The sequence below is a fragment of the Nocardia nova genome, assembly GCF_002933465.1.
GTDB classification, from domain to species: Bacteria; Actinomycetota; Actinomycetes; order Mycobacteriales; family Mycobacteriaceae; genus Nocardia; species Nocardia nova_B.
Map to the genome: position 1 here is coordinate 159,526 of NZ_PSZE01000010.1, position 14,041 is coordinate 173,566.

The window sequence follows — 14,041 nt, forward strand, 5'->3', positions numbered from 1 at the left end:
TGTCGGTGGGCTCGGGTACAAATCCGGGGTACCGAACGAACGGGGGAACACGTGACGACCTCTCCGGCCGCGACCTACGCCGTCACCGCCGACAATGTGCTGGCCCTGGCGCCCGACGCCGCATCGGTGAGCGCGGCCCGCAAGCTCACCGCCGCATGGCTGGGCACCGGTGTCCACGGCAGCGCGCTGTGGGGGCAGTGCAAAGGCAGTGGCGCCAAGCCGTATCAGACGATCGTCGACCTGTCGGGGCCCGCCTATCGCTGCTCGTGCCCCAGCCGGAAATTTCCCTGCAAACACGCGCTGTCGCTGTTGCTGCTCTGGTCGCAGGGCACGGTCGCGACGTCCGACGCACCCGCCGATTTCGCGGCCGAGTGGGTGGCGGGCCGGGCCGCACGGGCCGCGAAACCGGCCGAGCCGGCGACGCGCGGCACCAGACAGTCGGCACTCGACCAGCGGCGGGCGCGAGTGACCACCGGACTCGACGATCTCGACGTCTGGCTCGGCGACCAGATCCGCACCGGCCTGGCCCAGGCCGACCATTCCGCGGCGGCCCTGGAGACGGTGGCCGCCCGGATGGTGGATTCGCAGGCGCCGGGGGTGGCGGCAGCATTGCGGCAACTGCCGCGCCGCACCCTCGGCGTCGAACAGAGGCCGGCGATTCTGCTCAGCGAATATGCCCGGTTGTATCTGCTGATCGGCGCGCACCGGCGGCTCGACGAACTACCGCCCCCGCTGGCTGCCGGAGTGCGCGCGCATATCGGATATCCGGCCAAGGCCGAGGAGGTCCGCGGCGGCGAGCCCGCGATCCGCGACCGATGGATGGTGCTCGGGGTGCGGATCACCGAGGAGGAACGGGTCTTCACCCGCCGCACTCTGCTGCTCGGCCGGGACACACAGCGCTGGGCACATGTCCTCGACCACAGCTTCGGCAGTGCGAGTTTCCCAGGCGAGCTGCCGATTCCCGGCACCATGGTCGAGGCGGACCTGCACTACTACCCGGCAGCGATGCCGCTGCGCGCGGTCTGGGGCCTACGCCACGGCGAGCCGGAACCGTTCACCACCATCGTGTCGAAGTCCGCGTCCATCGCCGGACAGCTCGAAGCTCATGCGCGGGCCTTGGGCGCCGATCCGTGGTTGCGCGGGTGGCCGATGTTACTGGCGGATGTGGTCCCCAGCCTGGGAACCGCCGGCTGGTACCTCGCCGAGCCGGACGGCACGGCGGTGCCCATCGCCGCGACCGCCGAGGTGCCGTGGCAGTTGATCGGACTGTCGGGCGGTCATCCGCTGACGGTGATCGGTGAATGGACCGCGGCCGGAGTGATCCCGGTCTCCGCTCTGGTGGCCGGCGAACTCGTCGGGGTCGAGACCGAATCGCTTCTGGGGGTACCGACCCCCGGCACCGCGGTCCCGGCCTCGTCGGAGCCGATCGTGCCGGTTGCGCTGCTGGGTACCGCCCGGCGCAGCCTCGATCCCGGCGGACTGTCCGATGCGGTGACCTCGGCCGCGCGCGCCGACACTCCGGAACACGCCGTGCTGGCGGCGGTAGCGCTCCAGGAGCTGTATCACCGGGGCGGGGTGCCACCGGCCCGGGCCGAGTTGCCGGCTCCGGCGGCCGCCGACGATCGCGCCCAGTTGCCGCGGGCAGCGGCACAGCGGCTGCAACACCTGCTGGCGGACGGCTCACCGATGCTCGCCGAATGGTTCGAGGCCGCGCTGCCCGGCGATCGGCGCGCACCCGACGCACTCTGCGCCACGCTCCTCGAGGCCGCGAGAAGTCAAGCCGCCCTGCGGGTTCCGCTGATGCGCCTGGCGGGCAGCCGCGGGCGGTGGCTGGCAGCGCTGCATCCACGCTGGCGACCGCTGCTGCGGACCGGGGACGACGATCCCCAGGTGTGGACGCACGGCCGTCCTGCCGAACGCCGAAGTTGGCTGGCCGCCCTGCGCGCCCGCGACGCCGCGGCCGCCCGGCAGGCCCTCACCGAAACCTGGAGCCGGGAACCGGCGCGCGGCCGGGCCGAACTGCTGGCGGTGCTGGCCACCGGCGTCGGGCCCGAGGACGAGCCGCTGCTCGAATCGGCCCTCGACGACGCGCGGCCCGAAGTTCGCCGCACGGCCGCCGATCTCCTTGCTCACCTGCCGGATTCGGCCTTCGCGAAACGGATGCGCGAGCGCGCGAGCCAGTGGCTGATCATCCGGTCCAGCACGCTCGAGGCACACCTGCCGCGAAACCTCGACGACGCGGCCCGCCGCGACGGACTCGCCGACCGGCTCGACCCGGTGGCCTACCGCCGCGACGGCGGGGCCGATGTGGATGCCGAACGCTTGCGCCGCCTGATGGCGGCCACCCCGCTACGGCATTGGGAACAACTGTGCGGCTCTCCGGAGGCGGCCACCGCGCTGCGGCTTCCCGACGACATCCTCGGGCCGGTCGCCGCGGGGTGGTCGGAAGCGACACTCGCACAAGGTGATTCCCGCTGGGCAACGCCGCTGTTCGAGGTGCTGTCCACCACGCCCACCCTGGGTGCGGATCCGCGGCTGCGACAGCAGTTGTTCGCGCTGCTGCCGATCGACCGGCGGGTGCGGTACCTGTGCGGCCTGGACAGCAGTTGGCTGGCCGAACTCGAACTGCTCGCCTCGGCGCTACCGCGACCGTGGCCGCAGCCGCTGGCCGAACACCTGGTCCGGCTGCTGCTCGATCGCGCCCATCTGGCCGCCGCCCGCCCCGGCGCGGCCGGGCTGTCCCCCGTCTCCTATCGCACGCTGCTGCGCAGTGCCGCGATCAACTTCCCGGTTCGCGCGGTCGCGGCGGTAACCGTCGCCGCCCGTCGCTGCGCGGACCCCTACTGGCAGAGCGCCTTCGACCGCCTCGCCGACGATCTGACCCAACGCACCCTGATGCTCGAGGAGCTGGCATGACCACCACTCAGAACCCACCCGCCGATCCGCTGCGCCCCCATGCCGAACAGGCCTACTCCGACGAACTCCGAGCCCTCGCCGCCGTCGACGACCGACCGCGGCCACCGTCGTGGCGGCTGTCGCCTTGGGCCGTGGTCACCTACCTGCTCGGCGACACACTGCCCGACGGCACGGTGATCACCCCGAAGTACGTGGGACCGCGTCGCCTGATGGAGGTGGCGGTCGCGACGCTGGCGACCGATCGCGCGCTGCTGCTGCTCGGCGTTCCGGGAACCGCGAAAACCTGGGTTTCCGAACACCTTTCGGCCGCCATCAGCGGCGCCTCCACCCTGCTGGTGCAGGGGACGTCCGGAACCGCCGAGGAGGCGATCCGGTACGGCTGGAACTATGCGCGCCTGCTCGCGGAGGGGCCCAGCGACGGTGCGCTGGTGCCCTCGCCGGTCATGACCGCGATGCGTACCGGTGCGATCGCCCGGGTCGAGGAGCTCACCCGCATTCCCTCCGACGTGCAGGACGCACTGATCACGGTGCTGTCGGAGAAGACGCTGCCGGTGCCCGAACTCGGTATCGAGGTACAGGCGGCCAAGGGCTTCAACGTCATCGCCACTGCCAACGACCGCGACCGCGGCGTCAACGACCTCTCCTCCGCGCTGCGCCGCCGGTTCAACACCGTGGTGCTGCCGCTGCCCGCGGGTGAAGACGACGAGGTCGCGATCGTCACCCGGCGGGTCGAACAGCTCGGCGCCGCACTGCAATTGCCGCCGATTCCGGCTGCCGCCGAGGAAGTGCGGCGGGTGGTGCGGGTGTTTCGTGAACTGCGTTCCGGCATCACCGAAGACGGCCGGACCACGTTGAAGTCACCCTCGGGCACGTTGTCGACCGCGGAGGCGATTTCGGTGCTCACCAACGGCATCGCGCTCGCCGCGCACTTCGGTGACGGGGTGTTGCGTGCGAGCGATGTCGCCGGTGCGGTACTCGGCGCGGTGATCAAGGATCCGGTCGCCGATGCCGTGGTGTGGACCGAGTACCTCGAGGCCGTCGTCCGCGAACGCCCCGACTGGTCCGATTTCTACCGCGCCTGCCGTGAGGTGCACGGATGAGCGGCGCCGCCGTCGCGCTCGGCGAGCCGCGGACCCGAATCTTCGGCATCCGCCACCACGGTCCGGGGTCGGCGCGCTCGCTGTCCTGGGCACTGGAGTGTTTCCGCCCGGATGCGATCCTCATCGAAGGCCCGGCCGACGCCGACCCGCTGGTCGCCTACGTCGCCGCCGACGGTATGGAACCGCCGGTGGCACTGCTGGCCTATGCGCCGAACGAACCCGCGCGGGCCGCCTTCTGGCCGTTCGCGATGTTCTCCCCGGAATGGCAGGCACTGCGGTATGCGGCCGAACACGCTGTGCCCGTGAGCTTCTGCGATCTTCCGGCCGCCCACACCCTCGCCCTCGACACCGAGCCGGGTGACAACGGCGACCCGCTGGCCGCGCTGGCCGCCGCGGGCGGGTACGACGATCCGGAGCGGTGGTGGGACGCCGTCATCGAATCGTCGTCGAACCACACCGGGGACGGCACCGAGATCTTCGAGGCCATCACCGAGGCCATGGGCGCACTGCGCGCCGCGGCCGGAGACGGTCCTGCCCGCGCGGCCTCGGATACGAATCTCGTAGCCGCCGCGCCGGCACCGTCCGACCCGGATCGGCTTGCCGCAAGCGCGATCGGCGACGCGGAAGAGGCCGTGCCACAGCCGGATCCATCCGCATCGGCGGGCTTCCTGCCCGGCGGCATCGACCTGCGCACACTGCAGCGCGAGGCGTATATGCGGCAGGTCATCCGCCGGACGCTCAAAAGCGGTGCGCGGCGGATCGCGGTGGTCTGCGGGGCGTGGCACGCCCCGGCGCTGGCGGGCAAACTCGGTCCAGCGGTGGCAGATTCCCGCCTGCTCAAGGGTTTGCCGAAGGTGAAGGCCACGCTGACCTGGGTGCCGTGGACCCACTCCCGGCTGGCCGGCTCGTCCGGATACGGCGCGGGCATCACCTCGCCCGGCTGGTACCACCACCTGTTCACTCGGACCGACGACCCGATCGCCCGCTGGTTCACCCGGGTGGCCGGCGCGCTGCGCGCCCGTGATCTGCCGGTTTCCAGTGCGCACATCATCGAGTCGGTGCGACTGGCCGATACCCTGGCCGCGCTGCGCGGTCGTCCCGCGCCGGGATTGTCCGAGGTCACCGATGCCACGCGGTCGGTGCTCTGCGACGGCGACGAGTCGATGCTGCGGTTCGTCAGCGACGAACTGGTCGTCGGCGAGGCGCTCGGTTCGGTGCCCGAGAGCACGCCGACCGTCCCGCTGGATGCCGACCTGCGCGCGCAGGCGCGCACCCTGCGGCTCAAACAGCAGGCTCTGGCCCAGCAGTTGGACCTGGATCTGCGCAAGGACCGCGATGTGGCCAGATCGCATCTGCTGCATCGGCTGCGGCTGCTCGGAATCGACTGGGGAACAACCATTACCGGCGCGGTGCGCAATACCGGCACCTTCCGCGAGTCGTGGGCACTGCGGTGGGAACCCGGCCTGTCGGTCGCGGTCATCGAGGCGTCGCGCTGGGGCACGACCATCCGCACCGCGGCCGAGGCGAAGATCCGCGACCGCGCCGACGCCTCCGACGCCACGGTCGCCGATATCAGCGCGGCCCTGGAAACCGCGCTCCTGGCCGATCTCGGCGGCGCGGTGGACGGTCTGGTCGCTCGCCTGGAGGCGGTGGCCGCGGTGGATCACGACGTCACCCATCTGCTCGCCGCACTGCCCGGCCTGATCCGCACACTGCGCTACGGCGACGTTCGTAGCACCGACCTCGGCGCATTGGCGCGGGTCGCCGACGGCTTGCTCCTGCGCATCTGCGCCGGATTACCCGGCGCCGTCACCGGTCTCGATACCGATGCCGCCGCCCAACTGCGCGGCCTGATCGACGCCACCCACGTCGCCATCGCGACCCGCGACGATGCGCACGCCACCCGGACCTGGCTGGCGGCACTGGGCCTGGTGGCCGACCGCGACGATGTGCATGGGGCTCTGGTGGGCCGCGCGGTTCGACTGCTCTGCGATGCGGAAATCATCGCCGACGCCGAGGCTGCGCGCCGGCTGTCGGCGGCCCTCTCGATCGGCCACAGTCCGGCGGAGAAGGCGGCGTGGATCGACGGCTTCCTGGGTGGGCGCGGTTTGCTGCTCGTCCACGATCGAGACCTGTTGCGGCGCATCGACTCCTGGCTGCGCGAGCTGGACGAGGAGCAATTCGTCGCGACCCTGCCGCTGCTGCGGCGTACCTTCGGCGCTTTCGAGGCGGGAGAACGGCAGGCCATCGCCCGGGCTGTCCGGGAGGGGACGCCCGCGACCGCGCCGCAGCGCGACCACTCCGGGCCGGACGCCGCCCGCGGCGCGCTGGCCTTGCACGCGGCGACCGAAATTCTGGCGGGCGCACGATGATTCGAGCCGAGAGGAGCCGACGATGACTCACACCGAATCGGACGAGGTGCAGGCCCGGCGCTGGCGGCTGGTCCTCGGCGCCCCCGCCGAGGCCGGTCTCGGCGGGCTCGGTACGGCCGAGGACGCGGCGATGGACCGGGCGCTGTCGGCGCTCTACAACGGCGACGAGCACACCCCATCGGACAAGCGCGCCGCAGGCCTGGGCGGTTCGGCGCCGAAGGTCGCCCGATGGCTGGGCGATATTCGCACCTACTTTCCGTCGACGGTGGTCGAGGTCATGCAGCGCGACGCCATCGACCGGCTGCAGCTCACGCAACTGCTGCTCGAGCCCGAACTGCTCGAGGCGGTCGAACCCGACGTCCACCTCGTCGGCACCCTGCTCAGCCTGAACCGCATGATGCCCGAAACCACCCGCGCCACAGCACGAGTCGTGGTGGAGAAAGTGGTGCGCGACATCGAACGCCGGCTCGCCGCACGCACCGTGGCCGCGGTGTCCGGTGCACTGAACCGCGCGGCGCGGGTGTCGCGGCCACGGTTGCGCGATATCGACTGGGATCGGACGATTCGCCGCAATCTCGCCCACTATCTGCCCGAATACCGCACGGTGGTGCCGCAGCACCTGGTCGGATACGGGCGCAAGGCGCAGGCGGTGCGGCGGGAGGTGGTGCTCGCGATCGACCAATCGGGGTCCATGGCGGCCAGCGTCGTGTATGCCTCCGTCTTCGGTGCGGTACTCGCGTCCATGCGCTCGCTGAAGACCTCGCTGGTGGTCTTCGACACGGCGGTGGTGGATCTCACCGAGCAACTGTCGGATCCGGTAGATGTGCTGTTCGGCACACAGCTCGGTGGCGGGACCGATATCAACCGGGCCATCGCCTACTGCGGGCAACTGATCACCCGGCCGGCCGACACGCTGTTCGTCCTGATCTCCGACCTGTACGAGGGCGGAATCCGCGACGAGATGTTGCGGCGGGTCTCGGTGATGAAGGAGGCGGGCGTCCAGGTCCTGGTGCTGCTCGCGCTCTCCGACGAGGGCGCCCCGGCCTACGACCACGACAACGCCACCGCTCTAGCCGCGCTCGGAGTGCCCGCCTTCGCGTGCACTCCCGACCGCTTTCCCGAACTGCTGTCGGTCGCCCTCGACCGCGGCGATGTCGCGACCTGGGCCCGATCCACCGCGAGCCGCCGATGATCACCTGACCGATACCCGTGGTCGGTGGCCACCGAAAGGTCTTGCCGGACCGCAACTCTCACCGGCAGCGCAGTAGCGCGGCGACTACCTGCTGTTCTCGGCGAGGTACGGCCGATTTCCTCCGTACGGGCCGCGCAGTTCGGCGGGCCGCGCGTCGGCGCGGAAATCGACGCGATAACTTGGACCGGTGTTGAAGAATTCCGTGGCCACGACGGCAGGAGCATGGCGGGTAGGTGACGGCACTGCGGTGTCATTTCGCGAGGCGGCGGTGGCCTGGGCATTGGCCGCACATGCCGAACTGGCCGAAACCGCGACCGGATACGGGCATTTCATCACTGTGAACGAGTTGGCCGAACGGATTCAGGACGTGTCCGGGGTGCATACCGAGGCGCCGACGCGCACCTGGATGGCGGCGATTCTGCGGAAGGTCGCGCGGCGCTGCCACGGTGCCGGCGAGCCGCCGCTGACCGCGCTGTGCGTACGCCAGAACCACACCGTCGGCGACGACTACAAGTACGTGCTCGAACTCGCCGGCCTGCCGATTCCCGACGATCTCGAACTGCACGCGGCCTACGCCCGCTGGCAGTGCTATCAGCACTACGGTGCGGAGATGCCCGCCGAGGTCGGCGTTCCGCCGCTGACGCCGAAGGTGGACGCACGCCGCCGCGGTCGCAGCGCGACCAAAACCGTGGTGGCACAGGAGGAAAAGATCTCCGAGCCGCGGCCGGCGGTCTGCTCGCAGTGCTTCATCCAGCTGCCCGCGGGCGGCGTCTGCCAATACTGCGTCTGAGCGCGATTCGGGTCGGCCGCTGAACGCATGCGCTCAGCGGCCGTACCCCTCGCTGTCACAGATCGGCGATCGCCGCCAGCGGTGGTGTGCGCGCGGCGCGCACAGCCGGCCACAGCGCCGCCAGCACGCCGACGACGGCCGAGCCGATCAACATGCCCACGATCTGGCCCCACGGCACGGTAATCGTGCTCAATCCCAGATCCGACAGTGTGCGCAGGAAACCGACGCCGAGCCCGAGCCCGAGGACCACTCCGACCACGGCCCCGAAGACCGCGATCAGCATGGATTCGAGATAGATCGTGCGCCGGACCTGTGGTCGCTGCATGCCGACCGCGCGCAACATGCCGATCTCGCGCCGCCGCTCGACGACCGAGAGGGCGAGCGTGTTCACGATGCCCAGGATCGCGATCACCACCGCCAATGCGAGCAGCCCGTAGAGGATGGCGAGCATGGTGTTGATCTGTTTGCCCTGCGCCCCTTTGAATTCCTCGCGGTCTTGCACCTGCACCACCACATAGGACGCGGTCGCCTTCTCCAGATTGCCCCGCATCGCGGCGACGTCGGCGTCCGGCGCGGCCTTGACCAGCACGACCAGGTCGGTGCGGAACGCCACCGGCATCACCTGGTTGTACAGGTCCGGCGCCACCACCAGGGGGCCGAGCAACTGGCTGTCGGCATAGATTCCGGCAATGGTCACCGAGAACTTCTTGTTGTCCACACTGGTGACCTCGACCCGGTCGCCCGCATGCCAATTGCGTTCGCCCGCCTCGGTTTCCGACACCAGCAGGGAGTCGCCGGTGAGGTTGTCGGTGCCGTGGCGGATGTCGTAGCGCAGGACCTGCCCCATCGGCGCGTCCGGCGAGGTGCCGGTGACCTGATCGTCGCCCACCCGCAGCGCGACCCCGCGGAAGGCCACCACGTCGGAAACGCCGGGGACCGAGCGCGCCGCCTCCGCGGCGCCCAGCGGCACCCCGATTATCTGCGGCCCGGCCAGGACGTAGTCGGCGTTCACACCCTTGTCGACGAGTTCGCCGACACTGGCCTTCGCCGAGGCGCCGAGCATGCCGATCGCCGAGACCAGCATCAGCCCCAAGGTGAGCGCGAACGCCGTGGCGGCGGTGCGGCGCGGATTGCGCTCCGCGTTGTTGCGCGCCATCGCGCCGATCGCGCCGAACGGACGCACCAGCAGGCCCAGCGCCCCAACTATCGGCCGCGACAGCGCCGGTGAGGCGAAAAGCACCGCGAAGATCAACGCGGCCGCGCCGACTCCGACCGTGGCCGCGGCGTTGCCGCCGGTGTTGCGCGCCCCGAGCACCACCAGTACCACACCGATCACCGCCAGTACCGCACCGATCGCCGTGCGCACGCGCAGCGATTCACCGACCGAGGCGAACTCCTCGCGCATCGCCTCCACCGGCGGAATCTTCGCGGCTCGCCGAGCGGGCGCGTACGCGCTGGCCACCGTCACCACCAGGCCGATGCCGATCGCCGCCAGCACGGTCCGCGGCAAGACCTGCATGGTGCCGGTGGGCAATCCGAGGTCGAAGGCGTTGAGCAGCGCGGACAGCCCGAACGCCAGCCCGATGCCGCCCGCCAGTCCGAGTAGGCTGCCGATCAGGCCGATGACGAAGGCCTCCGCCACCACCGACAAGCCGACCTGGCGCCGCCCGGCCCCGACCGCCCGCAACAGCGCCAGCTCCCGCAATCGCTGCGCCACGATCATCGAGAACGTGTTGTAGATGATGAAGGTGCCGACCAGCAGCGCGATCGCACCGAAGGCGAGCAGGAAGTAGTTGACGAATTTCAGCGCGTTGCCGACCTGGGCCCTCAGATCCGCACGCACCTGATCGCCGTCCATGACCTTGTAGTCCGGCGCCACCTTCGCGATCCGGTCGCGCAACGTATCCGGGGAAACCCCGGGCACGGCGGCCACATCCACGTAGGCGACATGCGCACCGTCGGTGAACAGCTCCCGAGCCTGCGCGTCGTCGAACAGCAGCCCGATGAATCCGCCGGTGTCCGAGGACACGGTGTAGATGCCGCTCACGGTCATATCGATGGTGCCGCGGGCGGGGATCAGCACCTTGGCCTTATCGCCGACGTGCAGTCCGGCACGGTCCGCGCCACCGGAATTGATCGCGATCTGCCCCGCCGTCGCCGGCGCGACCCCGTCGACGAAATGCTCCGGGTCGGCGATCGCCTTGTCGGGCGGCAGATACGACCGACCCCAGCTCGGCGCGCCGCCCGTCTGCACCGCATGCCCGTCCTTCAGCAGGACGATGGGGCCCTGCACGGCCGGCGCCACCGCGCGCACCCCGTCGGTCGCGGCGACCTTGGCGACGAGGTCGTTCGGAACACCCAGCGACTGGCTGTGTTTCGGCTCCACCCGCACATCGACGCCCTTCGCCTGGTCGGCGAAGATACCGTCGAAGGTGCGCTGCAGGGTGTCGGTGAAGACGAAAGAGCCTGCGACGAAAGCGGTTCCGAGCACGACCGAGAGCAACGTCAGCGCCAGCCGCACCTTGTGCGCGGCCAGATTACGCAAGGCCACCTTGCGCATCGGCGATCCAGCCATGGCCCTACGCCTCCTGTGTCCTGCGGGACACCCGCACCCGGTCGGCGAGACGAGCCGCTGCGCGATTGTCGCTCATCACGCCTCCAGTGTCCTGCGGGACACCCGCACCCGGTCGGCGAGACGAGCCGCTGCGCGATTGTCGCTCATCACTCTCATCACGCCTCCAGGGACTTCATGCGGTCCAGCACCGATTCCGCTGTCGGATCCCGCAATTCGTCGACGATGCGCCCGTCGGCGAGGAAGATCACGCGGTCGGCATAGGAGGCGGCATGCGGTTCGTGCGTCACGATCACGACCGTCTGCCCGAATTCGTCGACCGCCGCCCGCAGAATCGACAGCACCTCACCGGAGGATCGCGAATCGAGGTTGCCGGTCGGCTCGTCGCCGAAGATGATGTCGGGTCTGCCGACCAGCGCCCGCGCACACGCGACGCGCTGCTGCTGCCCGCCCGACAGCTCACTCGGCCGGTGGTCGAGGCGGTCCCCCAGACCGAGACGCCCGATCACGGTGTCCAGCCACTCCTGATCGGGTTTGCGACCCGCGATATCCAGCGGCAGGGTGATGTTCTCGAGCGCGGTCAGCGTCGGGACCAGGTTGAACGCCTGAAAGACGAAGCCGATGCGATCGCGGCGCAGGCGCGTCATCTGTTTGTCCGACAGACCGGTCAGCGCGGTATCGCCGATGTGCACCGTGCCGGAGGTGGCGCTGTCCAGCCCGGCCAGGCAATGCATCAACGTCGATTTTCCGGAGCCGGACGGGCCCATGATCGCGGTGAACTCCCGCTGGGCGAAATCGGCCGAGACCCCGTCGAGGGCGCGGACCTGGGTGTCTCCGGATCCGTACAGTTTCGTCAGGTCGGTGGCGCGGGCCGCGAGCATGGTCGCCGCAGCGGGTTCGGTGCCCAGGGCATCGGCAGTCATGGTCTCCAGTCTGGCCAAACCGGCGTGCGGGCGCCATCGGGATTTCCCCCCAATACCTGGGGCCCATTTCCCGGGACCCGCCGACGATCCCGCAGTGCCGAGCGTCCACGCGCATATCCTCGTGCGCATGGCTGCGCTCACTCCGGTCCTGCTCATGCTCGTGGGTGGGATCGCGCTGGCGCAGCACGGCATTCTGCGCGGGATTTCGGCCGCCCGATTGCTTGTGCCGGCCACGGTCCTCGGCCTCGCCGCGCAACTCACCCATGACGCTACCGACGGCGGCGGCCTCACCCGCGTCGACGAACCCGTCACCGACTGGGTGGTCGACCATCGCCTCGGTTGGCTGAACCCGGCGATTCGGACCCTCACCGATTTCGGCGGCGTCGCCGCGATGACGGCCCTGACCATCGTGGCCTGCGCCTGGTTCGGCGTGCGGCGGCAGTGGACGCGGCTGCTGACCACGGCCGCGGTGGGTGCCGGGACAGCGGTGATCGGCTCGGTACTGAAGTCGGCGATCGGGCGGCACCGGCCGCCCGCGATCGACCAGCTGGTCACCGAGACCAGTCCCTCGTTCCCGTCCGGGCACACCCTGGGCAGTACCGCGGTGACCGGGGTGCTCGCCGCCATGATCGTGCTCTCGCCGTGCGGCCGGGTGGCCCGCGTAACCGCAGTCGCGGCCGCGGCGCTGTTCGCGGTGGTGATCGGCCTGACCAGGATCTATCTCGGCGTGCACTGGACCACCGATGTGCTGGCCGGTTGGTCGATCGGTCTCGTCTGGCTCGCGCTGTGCCTCGGTCCCTATCTGTGGTGGCGGGCGCGGGTCAGCTCGAGAGCGCGGCCAGCAGAACCAGAACCACCAGCAGCAGCACCACCGCGCCGACGATGATGCCGATGATGAGCCCGGTATTCGATGTGTTCCGCGCCGGCACCGGTCGCATCGGCGTCATCGGCGGACGCTGGCCGTAGGGCTGGTTGTACTGGTTGTACTGGCCGGAGGCTCCGTACGGCTGCGGCTGATTCGCCGGACGCGCGGCGGTGGCGGGATACTGCTGCGGCACGGGCCCGTGGTGCGGCATCGGTTGGGGCCGGGCCGCGTGCGGCGCCGACGGACCGGTCGCCGGCCGATGCACGACCGGCTGTCCCGGCCCGGTGCCCGGCCGGCCCGTCGTCGGCATCGGCGGACCGGTGTAGGGGCGGCCGACCGTCGGCATCCGAGGCGCGCTGGCCGGCGACAATGCCTGGCGGGCGGCGGCGGCGAATTCCGCACAGCTGCCGAATCGGTCGCCCGCACGCTTCTGCATCGCCTTCAGCAGGACCGCGTCCAGGCTCGCGGGCAGGCCCGGTCGCACACTGCTCAGCGCGGGTGGCGGCCCCTGCAGATGGCCGCGGATCACCGCCGCCGGATTCGGCGCGTTGAACGGTCCCCGGCCGGTGAACAGCCAGAACAGACTGCACGCCAGGGAGTACTGGTCCGAACTGCCGTCCAGCGGCGCGCCGGTGAGCTGTTCGGGTGAGGCATAGGCCAGGGTCGCGGTGAATGTTCCGGTCTGGGTGAGGTGACCGCCGTCGTCGCGCAGGCGGGCGATGCCGAAGTCGGTGAGGTACACCCGCTCGCCCTTGCCGCCGGTGGAGCGCGCGAGCAGCATGTTGCCCGGCTTCACATCCCGGTGCATGACCCCGTTACCGTGCGCGTAGTCCAGCGCCTCGGCCACCTCGGCGATGATCTGCACGGCCCGCTCGGGCGGCAGCTTCTTCGGATCCACACTGGCGGCATCGATACCGTCGATGTACTGCATCGAGATCCAGAGCTGACCGTCCTCGAGGCCGCGATCATAGACCGTGACGACCTTGGGATGATCGAGTTGCGCGACCAGATCGGCCTCGCGCTCGAAGCGGGCGCGGATCTCCGGATCGGCGACCATCTCCCGGTTGAGCAACTTCAGCGCGGTCATCCGCGGCAACCGCGGGTGTTTGGCCAGATAAACCTGCCCCATACCGCCGCGGCCCAACAGTCGTTCGATGACGTAGCCCGCGAACACATCACCGTTGGCCAGCATGCCCCGCTCCCACTTCCCGTGCCGGAATCACCGAAACCATAGCAGTCCGCCGGAACCGGCATTCTCGATCGACGGGGCCGCCGGTCCGCGCGAATGCCGCGTCCCCACCTGTCGCTGCG

Annotated in this window: 9 protein-coding genes; 6 read left to right on the forward strand and 3 right to left on the reverse strand. The window is 70.3% G+C overall.

Features of this window, described 5'->3' with window-relative positions:
• Nucleotides 1–51 precede the first annotated feature (51 nt).
• The 5 genes from C5E41_RS15010 to C5E41_RS15030 all read left to right on the forward strand — a co-directional run bounded on the left by C5E41_RS15010 (nucleotide 52) and on the right by C5E41_RS15030 (nucleotide 8,370).
• Nucleotides 52–2,916, forward strand: coding sequence for an SWIM zinc finger family protein (locus tag C5E41_RS15010; RefSeq protein ID WP_181063252.1), 2,865 nt, complete (start codon nucleotides 52–54; stop codon nucleotides 2,914–2,916).
• Complete coding sequence (locus tag C5E41_RS15015; protein ID WP_104376442.1) at nucleotides 2,913–4,016, forward strand: ATP-binding protein; 1,104 nt, start codon at nucleotides 2,913–2,915, stop codon at nucleotides 4,014–4,016. The genes C5E41_RS15010 and C5E41_RS15015 overlap by 4 nt, the downstream gene beginning before the upstream one ends.
• Nucleotides 4,013–6,388, forward strand: a complete 2,376-nt coding sequence (locus tag C5E41_RS15020) for a DUF5682 family protein (RefSeq protein ID WP_104376443.1) — start codon at nucleotides 4,013–4,015, stop codon at nucleotides 6,386–6,388. The genes C5E41_RS15015 and C5E41_RS15020 overlap by 4 nt, the downstream gene beginning before the upstream one ends.
• Before the next feature lie 22 nt (nucleotides 6,389–6,410).
• On the forward strand, nucleotides 6,411–7,580 hold the full coding sequence (locus tag C5E41_RS15025; protein ID WP_104376444.1) for a VWA domain-containing protein: 1,170 nt from the start codon (nucleotides 6,411–6,413) through the stop codon (nucleotides 7,578–7,580).
• A gap of 187 nt (nucleotides 7,581–7,767) precedes the next feature.
• Nucleotides 7,768–8,370, forward strand: a complete 603-nt coding sequence (locus C5E41_RS15030; RefSeq protein WP_258080983.1) for a hypothetical protein — start codon at nucleotides 7,768–7,770, stop codon at nucleotides 8,368–8,370.
• 55 nt (nucleotides 8,371–8,425) lie between these two features.
• Here C5E41_RS15030 and C5E41_RS15035 read toward each other — a convergent pair whose 3' ends face one another.
• Nucleotides 8,426–10,945, reverse strand: a complete 2,520-nt coding sequence (locus tag C5E41_RS15035; protein WP_104376445.1) for an ABC transporter permease — start codon at nucleotides 10,943–10,945, stop codon at nucleotides 8,426–8,428.
• A gap of 155 nt (nucleotides 10,946–11,100) precedes the next feature.
• On the reverse strand, nucleotides 11,101–11,865 hold the full coding sequence (locus tag C5E41_RS15040) for an ABC transporter ATP-binding protein (RefSeq protein WP_104376446.1): 765 nt from the start codon (nucleotides 11,863–11,865) through the stop codon (nucleotides 11,101–11,103).
• Between the two features lie 127 nt (nucleotides 11,866–11,992).
• Here C5E41_RS15040 and C5E41_RS15045 point away from each other — a divergent pair, with 127 nt between their 5' ends.
• Nucleotides 11,993–12,751, forward strand: coding sequence for a phosphatase PAP2 family protein (locus C5E41_RS15045; protein WP_181063253.1), 759 nt, complete (start codon nucleotides 11,993–11,995; stop codon nucleotides 12,749–12,751).
• On the opposite strand, the gene C5E41_RS15050 is transcribed toward C5E41_RS15045, so the two are convergent.
• Nucleotides 12,687–13,922, reverse strand: a complete 1,236-nt coding sequence (locus tag C5E41_RS15050; protein WP_104376448.1) for a serine/threonine-protein kinase — start codon at nucleotides 13,920–13,922, stop codon at nucleotides 12,687–12,689. The two genes, C5E41_RS15045 and C5E41_RS15050, sit on opposite strands and share 65 nt — an antisense overlap.
• Between the last annotated feature and the right edge of the window lie 119 nt (nucleotides 13,923–14,041).